The following is a 19,852-nucleotide window of genomic DNA, read 5'->3' on the forward strand; positions in this document are numbered from 1 at the left end:
AAGTCCTGTTAAGACACTATTCCACTATGAAACAGAGGCACTTGTCAAGTGTATTCTTCATAGTGGATTTTTTTATTCAAAAAAGGAGGTTTTGGCATGTCCATCAAGATTAACGGTTCACCTACCGAGTTCGAACAAGGAAAAACCATTCTACAGGTGCTCAATGAACAGAAAATTCTTCACCCTCAGATTTGCTATATGCCCGAAGTTGATCCAATACAAACATGCGACACGTGCATCGTCGAAGTCGATGGACAACTCGTCCGCTCTTGTGCAACTCCTGCTACTGCTGGTATGGAAGTCTTACTCGCTTCACCGCGTGCTAAAGAAGCGCAAACTGAAGCAATGGATCGAATTTTAGAAAACCATTTGCTTTACTGTACTGTTTGCGATAATAACAACGGTAACTGCAAAGTCCACAATACAGTTGACTTAATGGAAATCGAACATCAAAAATATCCGTTTGAACCAAAATGCTCGGTTGACGAAGTTGACTTAACGAATCCATTTTATCGCTACGACCCGAACCAGTGCATTGCTTGCGGACAGTGCGTAGAAGTGTGTCAGAATTTACAAGTAAACGAAACCTTGACGATGGACTGGTCACGCGATCGCCCTATCGTTTTATGGGACGGCGGTGCAAAGATCAACGACTCTTCTTGCGTGAGTTGTGGTCAATGTGTAACAGCTTGTCCGTGTAATGCGCTAATGGAAACCTCCATGCTCGGTGAAGCAGGTTTTATGACCGCAATTCCTGAAAAAATTCTAAACCCAATGATTGATTTAGTAAAAGATGTCGAGCCAGGTTATAGCGGTATTTTAGCTATTTCAGATGCTGAAGCGAAGATGCGTGAAACACGCACGAAAAAAACCAAAACAGTTTGTACGTTCTGTGGCGTTGGTTGCTCATTTGAAGTTTGGACAAAAGATCGTGAAATCCTAAAAATCCAACCGGTTTCGGAAGCACCTGCAAACCAAATCTCCACTTGTGTTAAAGGCAAGTTTGGTTGGGATTTTGTCAACAGCGAAGAACGCATCACAACTCCTTTAATCCGTAAAAATGGTGAGTTTGTCGAAGCTAGCTGGGAAGAAGCGCTTGACCTAGTAGCATCAAAATTCAAAACAATCAAAGAAGCGAATGGCAAAGATTCTATCGGGGTTATTTCTTCTTCGAAAATTACCAATGAAGATAATTATGTCATTCAGAAACTGAGTCGCCAAGTCTTTGAAACTAATAACGTCGACAACTGCTCGCGTTATTGCCAGTCCCCTGCGACAGACGGTTTGTTCCGCACAGTCGGGATGGGCGGAGACGCCGGTACGATTAAAGACATTGGTAACGCTGGACTCGTCATCATTGTTGGTGCTAACCCAGCAGAAGGTCACCCAGTCTTAGCCACACGTGTAAAACGTGCGCATAAATTGCACGAACAAAAATTGATTGTCGCGGATATGCGCAAAAACGAAATGGCCGAACGCTCCGATCTTTTTATTACACCTAAACAAGGCACAGACCAAGTATGGTTAATGGCTGTAACGAAATACATGATTGATCAAGGCTGGCACGATCAGCAATTTGTAGATGAAAACGTCAATTATTTCAAGGAATTTAAAGAAGTATTGGCTCAATATACATTAGAATATGCTGAAAAACGGAGTGGTGTTTCAAAAGAAACAATTATCCAAACAGCAGAAATGATTCGTGATGCTGACGGTACGTGTATTCTTTGGGGTATGGGCGTTACGCAAAACACAGGAGGCTCTGACACATCCGCTGCAATTTCTAACCTTTTGCTGGCAACAGGTAACTATCGCCGCCCTGGTGCTGGCGCTTATCCGCTTCGTGGTCATAACAACGTTCAAGGTGCTTGCGATATGGGCTCATTACCAGGTTGGTTACCAGGCTATCAGCACGTTACTGACGACAATGCGCGTCAAAAATTCGAACGAGCTTACGGTGTGAAAATTGATGATAAGCCAGGAATGGATAACATCCAAATGCTACAAGCTGTTGACGAAGGCATCATGAAGGCAATGTATGTAGTCGGTGAAGATATGGCTTTAGTTGACTCTAATGCGAATCATGTTGATGAAGTTTTAGCCAAACTCGACTTTTTCGTTGTGCAAGACATTTTCTTCTCTAGAACTGCACAATATGCAGATGTTATTTTGCCTGCGGCGCCGTCACTTGAAAAAGACGGTACATTTACAAATACGGAGCGTCGTGTTCAGCGTTTATACAAAGCTCTTCCAGAACTAGGCCAATCAAAAGCCGATTGGTGGATTGTCCAAGAAATCGCAAACCGTCTAGGTGCAGGTTGGAACTATAGCCATCCGAGTGAAATTTTTGCTGAAATGGCGAGCTTGTCTCCCCTGTTCGCAAAAGCAGATTACACAAATATGGAAGGCTGGGACAGTTTCTTATGGGGTAGCTTAGAAGGCGAAAGCACACCACTTCTATATGTCGATGGCTTTAACTTCCCTGATAAAAAAGCACGTTTTGCTTTATCTGATTGGGTTGAGCCGGTAGTATTCCCACAAGAATACGATTTACACATTAATAATGGTCGATTGTTGGAACATTTCCACGAAGGCAATATGACGGACAAATCTCGCGGCATTCTTTCTAAATTACCAGAAACATTTGTTGAAGTGTCTCCCCAATTGGCAAAAGAACGAGGACTTGAAGACGGCTCTACCGTTCGCTTAGTGTCTCCGTATGGTGCATTGAAATTACCAGTTATCGTAACGGGACGTGTAAAAGGAAACGAACTGTTCTTACCGATGAACTCGACGAAAAAAGAAACAGCGATCAATTTCTTGACAGGTCCTGCTGTTGATCAACGGACGAACACACCTGCTTATAAACAGACAAAAGTACGTATGGAAGTCTTGAAAGATCACGTTAAAAGTCCGTTACCAAAATCAAATCCGCGTGACAAAAAACGCACACCGCAATCCGGCATTGAAGTCGAGCGCAAATGGGCACGTGAAGGCTATGTGCATTTAACAGATCAACGATAGAAAGGTGATGGCCTATGGCAAGTCCAATAACACAGATTAAAAAAAGACAATGGACTCCTGAAGAAATTCGACAGCAGAAGCTTTACGAATTGGAATCATTGATTGCTGAACAAAATCAGGCACTCAATAAACTATTAGCAATCACTGGCGATTTAGATGATGCTGGCGTGTTAGATGCCGTCGTAGCGATGGTCAAGGCAAAAGAAGGCATTTCTGAGGTAGTAATAGGACAAGCCACGCGTGTACCCGTAACCAACCTCATCAATAACATGATGGGTGCAGCTGCTGCATTAACAGCGATTGAACCCGCATCTACGGAAAAGCTGGCTTCAAGTGTCGTTAATGGATTGAAAGAAGCCGAGTCGCAAAACCATAACGGCAAGAAACTGGGTGTGCTTCAAATGGTTAAGGCATTCAGAGATCCTGACATTAATCGCGCCATTAAGTTTGGACTCAATTTCCTGAAAGGGATGGGAAAAGGATTAGATCGCTAGTTTAACTAACATTCCGAATTTCCATATGCAGTTGCGGCTTTCTTTATAGCCGCAACTGTTTTTTATTGTGTAAAGTTTTTCGCAATGAGCTTGTCGAATCGCTTAATGTGAGAATCACGATTTTAACTAGATTTCTTCACTACCGAAAAATCAGTTTTTCTTTTATTATTTCAGAAGTTCTGGAACACTCTATTATATAGAAGAAACTGCAAAAAATAGCCTGCACATTCTTCTTGAAATGATTAATTCCAACTTAGAATGATGTTTTTTCACTTTTGCAAACAAAGCTCATTATCCCACAAACAAACTATGCTTTTGCGCAAACAACTACTGTAGTTCTGCAAACAAACGTTGGAGTTCTGCAAACAAACTCCCCTATCCTGCAAACAAACTCAATTTCCCAGAGTGGAAGGCTAAAAAAACAACTCCTCAGCTGATCTATAGTAAGAGTTACCGCCTATCAATCTTCAACACGCTAGATACTTCATTTTTAGCCGTTTTATTTATACAGCCTATAAGACAACAGCCTAGTGTTCATCGCTTATTAACTGCTTTTGTCCTAAAATAATCTCTTTTATCGAATTTTAAAGACATCTGAAATTATCTGTTATATATTAATTAACAAGAAAACAAACTGTATTAATACAGTTTGTTAATTAATTCTTCAAATCAGAAAGGGATGGATGACATGGTCGCAAACAAACTTCAACAAATCGAGGAACTAAAAACTAGCTGGACAGAGGATAGCCGCTGGAATGGAATTGAACGCCCGTATTCGCCAGAGGAAGTTGTAAAACTTCGTGGATCTGTACAAATCGAGCACACATTAGCAAGAAAAGGTGCTGAGCGTTTATTCCGTTCGATTCATGAAGAGGATTTCGTCAACGCCTTAGGTGCTTTAACTGGTAATCAAGCAGTTCAGCAAGTAAAAGCAGGATTAAAAGCAATCTATTTGAGTGGCTGGCAAGTAGCAGCTGATGCTAACTCTGCAGGTCAGATGTATCCCGATCAAAGTTTATACCCGGTCAACTCTGTTCCTGATGTTGTGAAGAAAATTAACCAAGCGCTTCAACGTGCCGATCAAATTGATGGCGTTGAAGGCGTTGAAGGATTTGACTGGTTTGCACCAATTGTAGCCGATGCGGAAGCTGGATTTGGTGGTCCACTAAACGTTTACGAACTGATGAAGGCGATGATTGAAGCTGGTGCATCTGGTGTTCATTTTGAAGATCAGTTGGCTTCTGAAAAGAAATGCGGTCATTTAGGCGGCAAAGTATTACTGCCAACTCAAAACGCGGTTCGAAATTTAGTTTCCGCTCGGTTAGCAGCAGACGTACTTGGAGTGCCTACATTAATTATCGCGCGCACAGATGCGGATGCGGCTGATTTGATCACTAGCGATATCGATCCACGTGACCATAAATTCATTACTGGCGAACGTACACCTGAAGGCTTCTACCGCACAAACCCAGGCATCGATCAAGCCATTGCTCGCGGCTTAGCTTACGCGCCTTTTGCAGATCTTGTCTGGTGTGAAACGTCTCATCCAAACTTAGAAGAAGCACAACAGTTTGCCGATGCCATTCATGCGGAATTCCCAGGTAAATTGCTTGCTTACAATTGCTCGCCATCGTTTAACTGGAAAGCAAAACTCGATGAAGAAACGATTGCAAAGTTCCAAGTTGAACTCGGTAAAATGGGCTATAAATTCCAATTCGTTACACTAGCTGGTTTCCATTCATTAAACCATAGCATGTTCGAACTGGCTCACGACTATAAAGATCATGGCATGGCTGCCTACTCAAAACTGCAACAAGCGGAATTCGCCAACGAATCAAAAGGCTATACAGCAACTCGCCACCAGCGTGAAGTTGGCACTGGCTACTTTGATGAAATTTCCCAAATTGTTTCCGGTGGCACAAGCTCAACTACTGCAATGAAAGGTTCGACTGAAACAGCTCAATTCACAACAGCTAACTAACAAATTGTCATCCACTGATTAACATCTCAACTGCCACGGCATTCAAAAAACAAACTATTGGAGGAGATCATTATGAAAACAACAAAAACGTATGAGACACGCACGAAGAAAGAATGCCGCGAGTGCGGATGCGAAATCAAAGAACGTCAGCAATCCATCATCTACGAATGTGAGCGCTGCATGTGTAATAAAGACGACTAATAAAAAGTCCCACTCGAAGTCGAGTGGGACTTTTTTGTTCTAACATAAGCAAACTCAATGCCAACTAAATTAGTTTAGTTGGCATTAACTCGTTACCTTTTAAAAACTTTTAAAATCAAAAAATTAGCGATTTTTATTAGTCGAGCGTATTATTCTGGCGCTAGTTTTTGGAATTTCGCAGTAGGCTTCGTCTCTATTACTTGTTCAATCGAAAAAATTTCTATACAGGTGTTAAGGATTTCACTTAATGGCCTGCGGTAAAATGGAACATGATCAGTTTCTCCTGCTTTATTCCATTGGTCTGCAAAAGCCGTATGCCAATTCTTTAAATAATGTAAAGTCTAAGCTATTGACTGTTGCCACCACTTGCTTTTTCATCTTTTTCAGCCTTTTGAATTTGTGAATTGTTGTTTTTCAATCTTGTACAATACATGGGTCTTTAATGGACTATCGCAAGCTAATTTCGGATGCTGGAATTCTTCAATTTTTGACATTCCAATCTTTTTCATGACGGTTTCAGATGGCACATTGATCGTTGCTGTAAACGAATAAACTGCAGTCATATGTAACACGTCGAATGCGTACGCAAGACAAGCGAGTGCCCCCTCAGTCGCAAAGCCCTGTTTCCAAAAACGTTTGTCTAGGCGCCAGCCAATCTCTGCACGTCCCTTCCCTTCAATTGCCATCGTAATTTCCAATAAGCCGACATAGCCAATAAATACTCTGTCTTTTTTCCTTTCTACTGCCCACATCGTATAGCCTTCATCATCCATATGTCTGTTAAAACGATCGATCAATTGATCGGCTTGTAGTTTTGTTAAGGTTTCTGGAAAATAATGCATGACTTCTAAATCTGCAGTCATACTGGCGAAAAAATCTCGGTCGTTATCTTTCCAAGGCCTAAAGCCCAGTCTCTCTGATTCAAATAGATAGTTCGTCTCCACCAGCAGTCTCCTTTACTCTTTTATTTCCTATTAGTTTAGCAAAATAGGTCATTTCCGCATACCTGTCCACTTTTTCGTCACTTTACAATACTTTATTCGTTCAAAAATACGAATATCATTAGCATTTGAAAAATAAAGATTGCAAAATGCATTATTTTTTTGCATTATTATAGATAGGGATAATTATTAATGCAAAATAATTTTGCGGTAAGGGTTTATTCTATTAAGTTGAAGAGTTTCTTTATAGACCTTCAACGATTTGTTCCGTTACAAAATACAGAGAAGATTGGGGCAATAAAAAATGATCGTTAAAAACTTCTTCATGCATCTTTCAGAAAACCAACTTTTAAATAAAGCAGCTCAAAACTACGGCTTTAAGCTCGGCGCTCATAGCGTTGTAGCTGGAACCAATATTGAGGAAGCTATTGGGAGCATTAAAGAACTGAACGCACAAGGCATCAGCTGTACGATTGATAACCTTGGAGAATTTGTTCACGATAAAGCAGAAGCTTTAGCCGCAAAAAATCAAATTCTTGGTGTTGTAGATGCTATTCATAAACATCAAGTAGATGCTCATATCTCGTTAAAACCTTCACAGCTTGGGCTGGATATAGACTATGATTTCTGCTTAGAAAACATTAAAGAAATTGTCGATAAGGCTTCTGAACACAATATCTTTATCAATTTTGATATGGAAAACTATGCACGTCTTCAACCTTCTTTTGATTTATTAGAAGAACTGTCGAAAAACTACGACAATATCGGCACTGTCATTCAATCTTATTTCTTTAGAGCAGAAGATGATATTAAAGATTATAGCAACTACCGTTTACGCATCGTCAAAGGTGCTTATAAAGAACCTGAAGAAGTCGCATTCCAAAGCAAAGAAGAAATTGACGCAAACTTCATCGAATTGATTGAGTATCATTTGTTAAATGGTAAATTTACTTCGATTGCGACACATGATCATGAAGTGATCAATCATGTAAAACAATTTGTTATTGATCACAATATTTCAAGAGAGAAATTCGAATTCCAGATGTTGTATGGCTTCCGCAAAGACATGCAGATAGAGCTTGCTGCACAAGGCTATAATTTCTGTACGTATATCCCATTCGGTACTGATTGGTACGGCTATTTCATGCGCAGACTAGCAGAACGTCCACAAAACTTGAACTTGGTCGTTAAGCAAGTATTCACTAAAAAGACCAACACTGCAATTGGTGTTTTAGCAGGCGCATTCATACTAGGTCGTTTAACGAGTAAAAAATCATAAGCAAATGATAAAACCAGCAGGTCCTTGAAAGGACCTGCTGGTTTTTAGTAATGGTATTCAACCCGGTTAACTTTCGCATCGTTAAAATGCAAGAAAACTAACCAATGCACTTTAAATTTCAATAATTTTAATCGCTGTCTTAATTTCTTCTTGTGCTGAGCTACTGACCCATTCTTCTGGGTAGTGCCCAAGCGGATTGCAAATGCAGTCGATCCCTCTGTATTCCTCATGATAACGAATATGAATATGCCCAAAAATCATTTTTTTGACACCGTATTTTTCCGCCAGTTCGCCAAAGCGAGAACTCCCCATCATGGCATTGAAAAAATCCCAGTACGGCTCGTTTTTAACTCGAATAAAATGAGCAAACGGCACAAAATGCGTAACTAGAATAATGTTTTTACCTTGATGTTCTTTTAACCAATGCTCTAATTTTTTTACATAATGTTCCGTGACCGCTACATCGTTTTCTGGCCAGTGCGCATACAACATATCTGGCCATGTGAAATGATTTAAACGACCTTCCGCAAACTCCTCATGACTGTACCCCTCGACGCCTAGCGTATAATCGTACCAGCCTCCATCTCCAATGACGACCCAGTCACGGGTCAACTGGACTGGACCATTGCCTAGATTGCCTTTAAATTCTAGTAATTTATCGTACGCAACGGTTGAATCTTCATGATACACATCGTGATTTCCATGAACAAATAAAAGCTGAATGTCCGGTAATTGCTGCTTTAGCTGGTTAAGCAAGTTCAAACTTTTTTCAGGATTTGCTGCCATATCTCCGCTGAGAATAAACACATCTGGTGCATGATGGATCAAACTGTCGCGCAACAGGCCAAATATATCAGTTTCTGATTTTTTTCGATTTAACCCTTCGTGTATATCCGATAAGACAGCGATTTTCACCGCTCATCCCCCCTATGCATGTAGCTGCTAAAGTTTTCCTACCTGAATTCATTATAACTGATATTTCAGTTTTTTATAATGATTTGCTGAATATCCTTACAAAAAAAGAACAATCGCGCAATGATGCACAACTGTTCTAGAAACCTATTTGTTAATTGGAGACAATTGTTCCGGTCTGCTTTGGTGCATTTTTCAAGGAAATACCAACCACATCGCCAGTCTCAAAACGTGTCGCAACTACTGATTCGTGGATGGTCCAGGTTGCTTCTCCAACTTCTACTGTGTAATGGATTTCATATCCTTGATACTGAACAAAAGACACAACTCCCTGCATCCCCTTACTGTCAGCTGTCATCAACTGAAACTGTTCTGGACGTACAGGGTAAATTCCACTGGTCTTAAAGCTGTCCGCAACGCCTAGGTCGTGCCAGACATTGTCCGAATCAATCGTTGGTACAAATTGATCACCGCGCCATTGCCCTTTTACAAGATTGCATTTACCTACAAAGGTCGCGACAAATTCAGTCTCTGGACGTGTATAAAGAACTTCCGGTGGCGCAATCTGTTCTATGCGCCCTTGGTTCATCACGACAATTTTATCAGCGATAGCAAGTGCCTCTCCTTGGTCATGCGTAACAAAGACAATAGAAGCTTTCGTTTCTCTGTGAAGTTTTTGAATTTCTTTGCGCATCTCCATGCGCAACTCAACATCTAATGCGCTCAATGGTTCATCCATCAACAGTAAGTTCGGTAACGGTGCAATGGCACGTGCGAGCGCCACACGCTGTTTCTGACCGCCTGATAGTTCTGACGGGTAACGTTCAGCTAAAGCGTCTAAACCGACCAACTTCAGCACTTTATCGATTCGTGCCTGCAACTCTTTACGGCCTTCCTTGACCTTATTGGGGTGATAGCTAAGTGGGAATTTAACATGCTCAGCAACCGTCATATGTGGCCATAGCGCGAAGGACTGAAATACCATACCAATATTGCGTTTTTCAGGTGGCAAGACGTGTTTTGTCGATGCCAGAACCGTATCGTCCATCGAAATGGTGCCATCCGTTGGCCCCATAAAACCTGCCAATAGTTTTAACAAAGTTGTTTTTCCGCATCCAGATGGGCCAAGCACGGCAATAAATTCTCCGTCGCCAATTTCTAAGTCAATCGCATGCAAAGCTGTAAATGAACCGTATTTTTTTGATACATGATTTACTTTTATCATTTATTTTTCAGCACCTTTCTGTCCCACAGCTTACCAAGCAGCATAAACAATGCGCCTCCAAGTAGGATACCCAGTACGAGCACCGTTGAAAACGCCGTCGAGTAGGTAGAGTAACCAGCTTGCTCGTAGCCGAAAATCACAACCCCGACCGTTTCAGAGCCAGACGACCACAACAAACTTGAAACGGTTAATTCTGTGAGTGCCATCAAAAACACCAGTAGCGCTCCACTAAGAATTCCTGGAAATAATAATGGCAATAAAATCCGGCGCCACTTTACCCATCCAGCAGCTCCAGAGGTTCGTGCCGCTTCTTCCATCGAAGGATCAATTTGTAAAAAAGCCGTATAGCTTCCTCGAACTTGTAATACGAGAAAACGTGTGACATAAGCGATAAATAGAATCCAAACTGTGCCGTATATACTTGGATTCCATCCAGGCACTGGCTCTAGCCACATGAAAATCATGCATAGCGCAAAAACAGTACCCGGTAGTGCATATGGAATCGTCATAAACAGCTCCGCTGTTTTTATACTCCAATTTGGATACTTAAAGCGCAGATAAGCCATAGCCGTTCCAAGCACTAAACAAACAATCATCGTAAACAAGGCCAGTTGCAAGCTATTCGACAAAGCTGACATGGGTTTCACATCTGTCATAAAAACGTATTCGTAATTTCGCAGCGATAAGTTTTCCAATTTGAACGGTACTCCATAAGCCGAAATAAGCGATAATGCACCCATGGTAATCAGGGGCATTAAGCTCGTTACGAGAAGGAAAATCCACAATAAAGCTTCTACTAGCCTTTGTTTGCCCGCTGTTAAATAGATACGCGGCGTCGAGTCACTTCTGCTTGTTTCGTTGACACGGCTACGGCGCAACAAGAACCATTGTAAAACTGTTCCGAGCAGTGCAATAAACCCCAGAATGACCGATAAAACGGCTGCGCGCGAAAAAGCAGAAGGACCGAATCCTACGACCTGCTCATAAATATACGTACTCAAGACACGAATATTTGCAGGTGTTCCGAGAAATGCTGGAATTCCGAAATTGTCCAAATTTGATAAGAACGCGATTAGGCCACCACTAGCAATACCTGGCAGTGCGAGTGGCAACACGACTTTCCAAAATGTCCGCTGTTTCGATAATCCACTTGTCGCCGCTGCTTCTTCTAATTCACGTGGGATTTTTCGAAAGACATTAACTGTGAACAAATACACGAGCGGGTAATGCGATATCCCAAGCAATAAAATAATGCCACTCATACTGTATAAGTTTGGTGCCGCGAGTTCTCCGGGCAACCACGATAACATCGCTGTTACTGGACCGGATGCGCTAAAAAACTGTGTCCATGCGAGTGTTGTTATATAAGAAGGAATAACGAACGGCAAGAAGATAAATAGTTGCATCGCTCGTTTTCCGCTCAACTGCACATAAGCAACAAGCCAAGAAAACAAAATACCGAGCACCAAAGCCAAAATCGTTGAACCTCCAACGACAATTAACGTATTTTTCACCGTTTTCCAAGTGGTGGGCTCTCTAAGAACTTCGGTGTAATATTGCATCGTTACCGAACCATCATTGACAAAGCTTAGCCAAATAAGTCGTAGTACTGGTAATAAGAAGAAGATGAAAATAACGATCAAACCGATTATTTTATACAAGTTATTACGTTGAAAAAAGAGAGAAAAAGAGGAGTCCCTCTTTTTTCTCTCCCCATCTATTGGCTGTTTTGCTGTCATATTCGTAACTCCTCACACCAAAATTCAGGTTGGTTTTTATTGTCCGAAAATCTTTCCGAATTTCGTTTTGTCATCACTCCGTGTTTCCAGTAGTTCCACCGCTTCAGCGTCCAAAATAGTCATTTCATCTAGTGTTTTTAAACCTTCAGGTGCATCTATGCCTTCACGAATTGGTGTGTAGCCTTGCTGTGAAGCTAATTTCTGACCTTCTTCTGAAAGAATAAAATCAACAAATGCTTTCGAGGCTTCTTCATTTTCAGTATTGGCTAGTATACCAACCGGTTCGGTAATAACCGGAACGCCTTCTTCTGGATAAACTAATTCTACTGGAGATCCGTCATTTTTAGCGCGTGCGGCTAAAAAGTCAACAATTATGCCATACTTCTTCTCACCAGTCGCGACACTTTCTAGCACTGCGCCATTGCCTTGTGTGATGGTAATATCATTATCTTGAAGTGCTTCATAAAACTCCCAGCCAAGACTATCTTGACGCGTCATGACACCTAAATTATAAGCAGCTGCTCCAGAATAAAGTGGGCTTGGCATAACAGCTTGTCCGCTCGTCGGCTCGTCAGTCAAGTCAGTCCAGCTCGTAGGAAGCTCTGTCACATCATTGGTATTTACAATCAAACCTGTAGCCATGATTTTAGTTCCTGCATACGTACCATCCGGATCAACAAGTGATTGATCGAGGGATTCTGTTTCTGGTGATTTATAGTTCAGTAATAGATCGTCTGCTTTAAAGCTCTCAAAAGTTACCGAATCTGCGACTAACAGTACGTCTGCTTGAATATTACCACCTTGGTTTTCTGCTTGGATTTTTGACACAACTTCCTCTGTTCCGGAACGAAAAATACTAACATTGACATCAGGATTTTGCGCTTTAAAAGCATCAACTAAACCTTGCGCATCCGCATCCGGCTGGGATGTATAAAAATCCAAAGTACCCGAGACGCCTTCGCCTGCTATTCCTGCTTTTGAATCTGTTCCACTTTCATCGCTGCCACAAGCTGCAAGAACGGTTACTAAACACACTGTCGCCGAACCGTAAAAAAATTTCTTCATTCTATTTCCCCCTCAGTTTTTTTATTCGACTTACCTATTTTTATGTACTACCTGTTTAGTAGTATAGAACATTTTCTTAGAGTAATTGTTAAACTAGTGTTAAGAATCGCTTTGTATAAGTCGAAGGAACGCAAAAGACAGTCTATAGGTGGAGCTAGATTCTGCTAGTTATTACCTTATATAGTAACTATAAATTGCACAGTGTATGAGGTCAAATATAATTAGACGCACTATTCCTACTAAAGAAATAAGTATGCAGATTTACTGAAGGAAAAGTACACAGTACTATTTTAGCTAAGCCCCGAGTAACTCAACCGTTCTGAACACTATCCTAGAAACAATTCTAATTATCTAGTTTATTGCTCATTTCTGAAATCATACTTTTCTTTTGGAACACGCAACAAGTGTCCGTTAATATCTACCGTATCTTCATCAACCCATTGTATCGTTGCAGAATCCTCTCTGTAATTCCAGTAGATATTTTCATTTTTTTTATTCTCTTCGTTGAAAACCAACTCTCCTCTAACAGCATAGGCCACAGTTGCTCCACCGTTTGTCACATAGGCACGTATAGTATACGCGCCATTTGGTGATACAGATTCCGTCAAAAATTCACCTTCAGGCAAACGCTGCATATCAAAAAAAGCCCAGTAAACTACATATCCAAAGAGCGCTACAATGACTACTGAACTTGCTACTCCAATAACTAAACCTTTTTTCATATTCAACACCTCTTGATTAATAACGTTCAAAAATAGAATAAGTTCAATTTTCCAAAAAAATGCTAAAAAATAGCACCTTAACCCACAATTTTTAGCTACTAAAAGCTTTGTGAATTAAAGTGCTATTGATGTTTTAAACTGTTAAAATTTACATTCAAATGTATGGGAATTTTAGTTAACCGCTTCTTTTTTAGCATTTAACTGAGCAGACAATTCTTGGAACCATTCTTTATCGTCCGTCGCTAATGCTAAATCGATTAAGAAGTCTAGTTGCGCAGCATCTTTATTAACTGACTGTGGAATGCTTTCTACTTGATGTACAGACATCGGGATCGTCATGCCAATCATTTCTTCGTTATCACTTTCCACTACTGTCACATTTACCGCTTCTTTAAGAACATCCATAGAATCGATAAAGCCGATAATCAGTTCGTCGTGGCGGGATTTTCCTTTTACCCAATCACTTATTTTCAGAATCGTTTTATTCGTACCCATATCTATGCACCTTCTTTACATTTTTTATCGTTCAATACCGATCAATGAAAATTTGGACATTACCTTATGATCATTGTTTCCCTAAACAAACCAAAGCAAACGTCATACACGAAATTTCCATAATTTTTGGGGGCATCAGAAATGACGCCATCCGTACTTTGAGCTAGAAATGTATTCGCTCACTTTCTAAAAGCCAGGTGAACTTGTTGCTACCCCTAATTCTACGGCTCCTTATCTGTGAATACAATTTATTTGCCTCGATTTCGAGATAACTGATACGCGGATAAATTAACATAGCCTTAGAAAAAAGCAACTAGCTTTTTCCTCTCAGAAATAGCTAGTTGCTTGAATATTAGTTATCTACAAATATGTTGCGCTAATCTACTGCTTAGTCTGTAGATTTAAAGCATCCGCTTAGAAGCGAATTTATCATTCTATGTTCAAACCATCAAATCGTCCAATTAATCAACATACCCGCATGCGTTAAGCCTCCACCAAAACCGTAAAGCAACATTTTGTCATTAGTTTTGATTTTGCCTTCTTTTACGCCTTTGTCTAGCGACAGTGGAATCGAAGCTGCAGAAGTGTTGCCGTAATATTCAAGGCTGTAAATTGTTTGCTCAAGCGGCAGACCGGTCCTACTGCAAATCGACTCGATAATTCGAAGATTTGCGCTATGCGGCACGAACCAATCCACATCGGTCGTTTCAAATTGTGCTTTTTCCAGCAATGCTTTAATGCCTTTTGGCACCGTGTTGACTGCCCACTTATAAACTTCGCGTCCATTTTGATTTACAAAGCCATTGACTGCCAACTCATTCCCAAACATTTGATTGGAAAGATCCGTGCAGTAAAGATTGTGTGCAAGCTCTCCGTTAGTTCCCATGTGCACATCAATAAAGCTTGGATTTTCTTCATCAAACTCAACTAAAACAGCACCACCACCATCTCCAAATAAAATACACGTGGAACGATCGCTGTAATCTAGAATTTTAGAGAAGGTTTCTGCTCCGATCACCAAAATCTTTTTGTTCAACCCCGAAGTAATCAAACCGTTGGCAATGTGAAGACCGTAGGCAAATCCGGAACATGCTGCATTTAAGTCAATGGCTCCCGTATTTTTTATACCTAACTTAGCTTGCACTAGTGCAGAGACACTTGGTGTTTTAAAATCCGGTGTCATCGTACAGACAATGACCATATCCACATCATCTAGCGATTTTTCATAACGTTCGATTAAATTTTCCACAGCTTTAATACTAATATCGCTGGTAAATTCAGTATCTAACGCAATACGACGCTCTTTTATCCCAGTCCGTTGGACAATCCATTCATCATTGGTTTCTATCATTTCTTCTAAATCGTGATTTGTCAGCTTCTTATCAGGTACATATGAGCCGATAGCTGTAATTCTAGCTTTTGAAACATTCATTTTCATCACTCCCTCTTGATATCCTCGTCTTATTCTACCACCAACTATTAGTATTAGGTACTAATATAACAATTTATCACCACTTAAAAATATGATTTACAAGAACATAAATTACACAAGAATACCGATAATTCCATTTCCACAAATTCTACTATTGGAAAAAGCATAAAGAGTTGATTGCGAGACGAAATTACTGAGGATCGTTGTTCTTGTTAGTTGATCTGTCAGCTATTTACTTTAGCCGATTTCGAGATGTCAGCTATATTGCTCGCCGAAACAAATAAAAGCTGTAGGCCATATTAGGCTCTACAGCTTTTCTATGCTTTTACATGTGACCATTCCGCAGGTTTCTCCTATGGTAAAATGCAAGGTGTAGCAATTAGAGACCTATACATTTCTCGACGGGTTTGTTCATCATGTATTTTTCATCAATAAAAAGATATACTTAAGTCTGCTTAAAATAATGTATGAGGTGATCGAATTGAGAAGTGGAAATCCAAGTTTAAAGACCGACACGTTCGAAAATTTTAAAGGTACTGCCACTGGTCAGAAAATGACGATCCAAGGTACTGTCAACAAAACATTTATCTTACTCTTGCTATTGCTGGTAACGTTCGTCTATTCTTGGAATCAGTTTGTTAACAGTCCCGATAGCGTACTGCCTTTGATTCTCGTAGGTGCGATTGGTGGACTTATTGCAGGGTTAATCACGATCTTCGTGCCCAAAGTCTCTCCTTTCACAGCGCCTATTTACGCGCTATTGGAAGGCTTGTTCCTCGGTGCAATCTCTGCACAGTACGAAGTTCAGTATGGCGGGATTGTCTTTCAAGCCGTTTTAATCACGATAGGTGTATTACTAAGTCTATTGCTTGTTTACAAGTCTGGTCTCATAAAAGTGACAGAGAACTTTAGACTCGGCGTTGCAGCAGCTACTGGTGCCATCTTCTTGGTTTATGTGATTTCATTTATTGGCAGCTTTTTCGGCTTTGAAATTCCGTTCCTGCATGAATCTTCGCCTATAGGCATTGGCATTAGTGTGGTTATCGTTATCGTTGCTGCACTGAACTTAGTATTGGATTTTGACTTTATCGAAAGTGCAGCCAATAAACAAGTACCGAAATACTTTGAATGGTATGGAGCTTTTGGTTTGCTCGTCACATTGGTTTGGCTGTATCTCGAAATTCTTCGATTGTTGTCGAAAATTCGCAGCAGGTAAAAAAACGTCCTACGGGACGTTTTTTTAATTTGCAGAAAAAAGTCACTCGGACTCAGCTTACCTGCACGTGGTAATGCCGCATACTCTTAGGTATTCCTCTTATTTTAAACGTCCCGTTGTAAACTAAATATCTGATGCGATACTCCAAATAGCTATGACTAACAAGGTGTTCTGATTGGAAAAGAATTTCACCAATTACTCTCGCTGCCAAAATAAAATCAGTCGCTTCCTGTTCCCTTTGCAATCTTCGAACCGCATCGATGATCATCGAATCGAAATGATCTTCTTCTATAACTTGAAAGCTACCGCCTTTCCAAATTCGCAGCACGTTTTCTTCTTCTGACAACAGGAGCCATTCATTTCGTAATATTTCTTTCTCTTTAGTTGTCAAAGGATTCCCTAAATTCGTTTGATAGATTTCCTTAAATTGATAGGACGCTAATTCGCCCGAATGTCTCACTCTAAATTGAGTTTCTCCTTTTCCATAAAGAGTTTCAAAAGCTTCTGGGGTATTAATGATATAGATATCGTTTTTCTTTTCTCGCAGAAGATAGAGAAAATAACGAAGGCCTGTTTGTTCATCTGCATTATTTGCCGTCCACAGGACAATTGGTATGTTAGCAGGGATTTCTTCGATTGTTGCAAGTGTTTTCGAGAACCGATTTATGTATTCTTCTTCTATGTAATCCATTTCATAATTAATGTGATCTCGTAACCACTCATAACGTAAGGTGCGCCCTTGTTCTGTATGAATTTTCCAAACAGGTCCTTCAGCAAAAAAATCGGGAAAACCAATGATTCGATTTTCATGGCTTAGTCCTATTCGCAAAGAACCTGCTGGAGACTCACCGCTGATAATATGTACAGCAGTCTCATCCATTTCGTAGTGGACTTCTTTTTGCAGGCTATCAGATAAGTCATTAGATAAGGACAACAACTCGTTTATCATTTCGTCTTGTAAATCTTCTTTTTTCACGAGTTCTAAACGGTACATTACATTCAACAACAAACTTTTCGCATCACTACCACTCAGTTTTTCTATTGATTCGCGTAGCTTTTCCATCCAATCACTCCTTTTTTTTATCATTTGGCTATACGTGCTAGTTCAATTAATCTAATTCCTGTCTAGTATAGCAAATTTTTCAAGATAAAAGAAAACGCCGAAGCAACACTGGAGGATGAATGGATAACGCAGAAATGAAGTGAAAACCATGTTCAAACTTATCAAAACTAATAAATCGTCTTAGACACCGAACCTTCGAGACCTCAAAAAAATCCTTACTGAATTTAGGATTTTGCGCGGAATTCAAAAAAGTAAACCAGGAAAAGAGTTTCTTTTTCTCGGTTTACTTTTTTGAGGCTATTAGGACAATTCCACTTTTATATACACTCAACTGCAATTACAATTAAGCTTCTTTAAGCTTCTCTAGTTCCTTACTCAAAGTCGCTTTTTCTGTTTTATATTGTTTGTACCCAAAGAGATATTCCTTATACATTTCCAAATACGTTTTCGTTAGCTGATCTATTCTTTTTTCTCCATTTTTCATTACAGTCATCTAATTCATCCTCCTTTAGTATGGTCGTACAACGTTAACTACTGAATTTCTCACGTGTGGATTTTTGGTGAAAAGGAATTACATAAAACAGATATTTTGGACTCTTCTTGGCTACTTGATACAGGTTGTAAAAGACATTTTGCGACAGCTCGTACCGCTGCATGCCATTTGGTAAAGCTTTTGCTTTTATAGGTGCATGTTTTAACTTTACCTCGTTAATATCTACCCATATGGTTTGAACTCGCGTTTGTTGCTCTCCATTTCTTTGAAAAGATACTTCTCGTGTCAACCGAGCAAAGAAAGTAATAAAAGCAGTTCCATTTTCAATATGGACATCTTTAGATCTCAGAAAATAATAGTCAATTTTTTTTTGAGGCAATTGCTCTGTCTGCTCCACTTCACTTCTCCCCTTTAAAGCATAATTACTGTTAGCTAAGCACGCAAAGCGCTTCAGTTAGACGTTTAGCAAAATCTTCAGGTGGCTCTTTTGACGCTAGTCGAATGCAGTGCATTCCGCGCTCTGTTGACAGCCGTTGCGAAAAACTACTGGGAAAGTGAATCGGATGCTGTATAAGTGCACCTGTAAAAGATGCCAGTTCTTCAGGAAGAAGAAAGACTTCAGCTTTATTAATCGCCACTTGATTATGTGTAGATGGTTTAAATGATATGGATAGCTCTAGTGACCAGCTGACACACATATCGAAACTCTTATGCGCTTTGATTGTCCGCTTTTTTATTACTTGCCAAAACCCTTCATGTAATTCCATTTCTGCGCCTAAAATCTCGCCGATTTTCTCAGCCGCTAAAGACAGTGAATCTGTTTTCATTACGCTAACCACCCCTTTTACACTCTTATGTAAGTGCTATTCATCAAATCTTTTTTTCGTGCCTGGCGATGACATTTTCCACCACATTATTATCTGACTAACACACAATTTTTATTTTAAAATTCAGATAAATATTTTTTCAGATAGCTCTGTAAGCTAACTGTTTTTCATGCCAAGAGCACAACTTTTTGATCAATAGAAAATTAAAAAATCTGTTAAATTGTTGACATCCAATACGATAAGACTATATTACACCACAAAATATGTAAAGTGTTATAGAATATTCTTTTAATTCAGATTATATAAACGTTTTTCTCATATACTTTTTTTAAAAATAGAACTCTATTTGAATAGAATCAACTGAAAATTTTTTCACGTTATCCAACTAAAGAAAACATATTAAATCAATAAAAACAATTGTTTAAAAAAGAGAATCCAACTACTGTTTACTGTTAGTATTCCCAGCAAAAACTGCGTTTATGAGCCATCAAATCGTATTGAATTAAATTTTCTTTCTAAATAGAATCACAGCTGTTCGTAACACAAAAAGAGCAGTTGCATAAATTTCTGCAGCCGCTCCTCTATTTTGACTCTGTCACATCACGGTCTTTTTGTTGGCTCTTGTTGAAAAAGCATCGATTTCTTAATTTCATAATATTTTACTAAAATAAGGTAACTGCTAAATTTCTTTCAAATATTTTCTCGTTCTTTTCTGCATCCTAACTATAAATGAGCGCAAAATT

The 19,852-nt window shown here is 39.8% G+C and carries 18 protein-coding genes; 6 read left to right on the plus strand and 12 right to left on the minus strand.

The annotated features are described in order from the left end of the window. Positions 1-96: 96 nt before the first annotated feature. From fdhF to AJGP001_RS17590, 4 genes are all read left to right on the plus strand, one after another. On the plus strand, positions 97-3,024 hold the full coding sequence (gene fdhF, locus AJGP001_RS08935; RefSeq protein ID WP_078080432.1) for a formate dehydrogenase subunit alpha: 2,928 nt from the start codon (positions 97-99) through the stop codon (positions 3,022-3,024). 14 nt (positions 3,025-3,038) lie between these two features. After that, complete coding sequence (locus AJGP001_RS08940) at positions 3,039-3,518, plus strand: helical membrane plugin domain-containing protein (protein ID WP_071154668.1); 480 nt, start codon at positions 3,039-3,041, stop codon at positions 3,516-3,518. Positions 3,519-4,206: 688 nt separating this feature from the next. Continuing rightward, positions 4,207-5,499, plus strand: a complete 1,293-nt coding sequence (aceA, locus tag AJGP001_RS08945; protein ID WP_058385316.1) for an isocitrate lyase — start codon at positions 4,207-4,209, stop codon at positions 5,497-5,499. A 72-nt stretch (positions 5,500-5,571) separates the two neighbouring features. Further along, positions 5,572-5,700 (plus strand): YhfH family protein, encoded by a 129-nt coding sequence (locus AJGP001_RS17590; protein WP_211272184.1) that lies wholly within the window; start codon positions 5,572-5,574, stop codon positions 5,698-5,700. 383 nt (positions 5,701-6,083) lie between these two features. Here AJGP001_RS17590 and AJGP001_RS08950 read toward each other — a convergent pair whose 3' ends face one another. Continuing rightward, the gene (locus AJGP001_RS08950) at positions 6,084-6,644 is read right to left on the minus strand and encodes a GNAT family N-acetyltransferase (RefSeq protein ID WP_078080433.1); all 561 of its coding nucleotides are present in this window, start codon (positions 6,642-6,644) and stop codon (positions 6,084-6,086) included. A 301-nt stretch (positions 6,645-6,945) separates the two neighbouring features. On the opposite strand from AJGP001_RS08950, the gene AJGP001_RS08955 reads away from it, so the two are divergent. Beyond that, positions 6,946-7,920 (plus strand): proline dehydrogenase family protein, encoded by a 975-nt coding sequence (locus AJGP001_RS08955; RefSeq protein ID WP_071154670.1) that lies wholly within the window; start codon positions 6,946-6,948, stop codon positions 7,918-7,920. Positions 7,921-8,031: 111 nt separating this feature from the next. On the opposite strand, the gene AJGP001_RS08960 is transcribed toward AJGP001_RS08955, so the two are convergent. The 7 genes from AJGP001_RS08960 to AJGP001_RS08990 all read right to left on the minus strand — a co-directional run bounded on the left by AJGP001_RS08960 (position 8,032) and on the right by AJGP001_RS08990 (position 15,510). Continuing rightward, positions 8,032-8,835: a metallophosphoesterase gene (locus AJGP001_RS08960; RefSeq protein WP_071154671.1), complete on the minus strand. Its 804-nt coding sequence runs from the start codon at positions 8,833-8,835 to the stop codon at positions 8,032-8,034. A 151-nt stretch (positions 8,836-8,986) separates the two neighbouring features. Continuing rightward, positions 8,987-10,057 (minus strand): ABC transporter ATP-binding protein, encoded by a 1,071-nt coding sequence (locus AJGP001_RS08965; RefSeq protein WP_078080434.1) that lies wholly within the window; start codon positions 10,055-10,057, stop codon positions 8,987-8,989. Continuing rightward, positions 10,054-11,796 carry an ABC transporter permease gene (locus AJGP001_RS08970; protein ID WP_078080435.1) on the minus strand — a complete coding sequence of 581 codons (1,743 nt, stop codon included), beginning with the start codon at positions 11,794-11,796 and terminating at the stop codon, positions 10,054-10,056. Before AJGP001_RS08970 ends, AJGP001_RS08965 begins: the two co-directional genes overlap by 4 nt. Before the next feature lie 36 nt (positions 11,797-11,832). Then, entirely contained in the window at positions 11,833-12,861 is a 1,029-nt protein-coding gene (locus AJGP001_RS08975; RefSeq protein WP_071154673.1) for an ABC transporter substrate-binding protein, read from the minus strand. A gap of 356 nt (positions 12,862-13,217) precedes the next feature. Then, on the minus strand, positions 13,218-13,583 hold the full coding sequence (locus tag AJGP001_RS08980) for a DUF5412 domain-containing protein (protein WP_151897508.1): 366 nt from the start codon (positions 13,581-13,583) through the stop codon (positions 13,218-13,220). A 171-nt stretch (positions 13,584-13,754) separates the two neighbouring features. Continuing rightward, entirely contained in the window at positions 13,755-14,078 is a 324-nt protein-coding gene (locus AJGP001_RS08985) for an IDEAL domain-containing protein (protein WP_058385308.1), read from the minus strand. 448 nt (positions 14,079-14,526) lie between these two features. Next, a complete protein-coding gene (locus AJGP001_RS08990; protein ID WP_078080832.1) occupies positions 14,527-15,510 on the minus strand; it encodes a ketoacyl-ACP synthase III in 984 nt (327 codons plus the stop codon). Between the two features lie 481 nt (positions 15,511-15,991). On the opposite strand from AJGP001_RS08990, the gene AJGP001_RS08995 reads away from it, so the two are divergent. After that, positions 15,992-16,726: a Bax inhibitor-1/YccA family protein gene (locus AJGP001_RS08995; protein ID WP_071154674.1), complete on the plus strand. Its 735-nt coding sequence runs from the start codon at positions 15,992-15,994 to the stop codon at positions 16,724-16,726. A gap of 52 nt (positions 16,727-16,778) precedes the next feature. Here the strand turns inward: AJGP001_RS08995 and AJGP001_RS09000 are convergent, their stop codons facing one another. The 4 genes from AJGP001_RS09000 to AJGP001_RS09010 form a co-directional block, all read right to left on the minus strand. Continuing rightward, on the minus strand, positions 16,779-17,789 hold the full coding sequence (locus AJGP001_RS09000) for a DUF1835 domain-containing protein (protein WP_078080437.1): 1,011 nt from the start codon (positions 17,787-17,789) through the stop codon (positions 16,779-16,781). Between the two features lie 343 nt (positions 17,790-18,132). Then, entirely contained in the window at positions 18,133-18,282 is a 150-nt protein-coding gene (locus tag AJGP001_RS17510; protein WP_169835266.1) for a hypothetical protein, read from the minus strand. 34 nt (positions 18,283-18,316) lie between these two features. Continuing rightward, positions 18,317-18,679 (minus strand): hypothetical protein, encoded by a 363-nt coding sequence (locus AJGP001_RS09005; RefSeq protein ID WP_071154675.1) that lies wholly within the window; start codon positions 18,677-18,679, stop codon positions 18,317-18,319. 31 nt (positions 18,680-18,710) lie between these two features. Further along, a complete protein-coding gene (locus AJGP001_RS09010) occupies positions 18,711-19,109 on the minus strand; it encodes a DUF1259 domain-containing protein (protein ID WP_071154676.1) in 399 nt (132 codons plus the stop codon). Between the last annotated feature and the right edge of the window lie 743 nt (positions 19,110-19,852).

Source organism: Planococcus faecalis, from assembly GCF_002009235.1.
GTDB lineage: Bacteria > Bacillota > Bacilli > Bacillales_A > Planococcaceae > Planococcus > Planococcus kocurii.

What these genes read in the sequence shown, in the direction of transcription:
- AJGP001_RS08980 (WP_151897508.1), bottom strand. Translation starts at nt 13,583, where the DNA reads ATGAAAAAAGGTTTAGTTATTGGAGTAGCAAGTTCAGTAGTCATTGTA.
- AJGP001_RS17590 (WP_211272184.1), top strand. Translation starts at nt 5,572, where the DNA reads ATGAAAACAACAAAAACGTATGAGACACGCACGAAGAAAGAATGCCGC.
- AJGP001_RS08965 (WP_078080434.1), bottom strand. Translation starts at nt 10,057, where the DNA reads ATGATAAAAGTAAATCATGTATCAAAAAAATACGGTTCATTTACAGCT.
- fdhF (WP_078080432.1), top strand. Translation starts at nt 97, where the DNA reads ATGTCCATCAAGATTAACGGTTCACCTACCGAGTTCGAACAAGGAAAA.
- AJGP001_RS08975 (WP_071154673.1), bottom strand. Translation starts at nt 12,861, where the DNA reads ATGAAGAAATTTTTTTACGGTTCGGCGACAGTGTGTTTAGTAACCGTT.
- AJGP001_RS08990 (WP_078080832.1), bottom strand. Translation starts at nt 15,510, where the DNA reads ATGAATGTTTCAAAAGCTAGAATTACAGCTATCGGCTCATATGTACCT.
- AJGP001_RS17510 (WP_169835266.1), bottom strand. Translation starts at nt 18,282, where the DNA reads ATGACTGTAATGAAAAATGGAGAAAAAAGAATAGATCAGCTAACGAAA.
- AJGP001_RS08940 (WP_071154668.1), top strand. Translation starts at nt 3,039, where the DNA reads ATGGCAAGTCCAATAACACAGATTAAAAAAAGACAATGGACTCCTGAA.
- AJGP001_RS09000 (WP_078080437.1), bottom strand. Translation starts at nt 17,789, where the DNA reads ATGGAAAAGCTACGCGAATCAATAGAAAAACTGAGTGGTAGTGATGCG.
- AJGP001_RS09010 (WP_071154676.1), bottom strand. Translation starts at nt 19,109, where the DNA reads ATGAAAACAGATTCACTGTCTTTAGCGGCTGAGAAAATCGGCGAGATT.
- AJGP001_RS08955 (WP_071154670.1), top strand. Translation starts at nt 6,946, where the DNA reads ATGATCGTTAAAAACTTCTTCATGCATCTTTCAGAAAACCAACTTTTA.
- aceA (WP_058385316.1), top strand. Translation starts at nt 4,207, where the DNA reads ATGGTCGCAAACAAACTTCAACAAATCGAGGAACTAAAAACTAGCTGG.
- AJGP001_RS08985 (WP_058385308.1), bottom strand. Translation starts at nt 14,078, where the DNA reads ATGGGTACGAATAAAACGATTCTGAAAATAAGTGATTGGGTAAAAGGA.
- AJGP001_RS08970 (WP_078080435.1), bottom strand. Translation starts at nt 11,796, where the DNA reads ATGACAGCAAAACAGCCAATAGATGGGGAGAGAAAAAAGAGGGACTCC.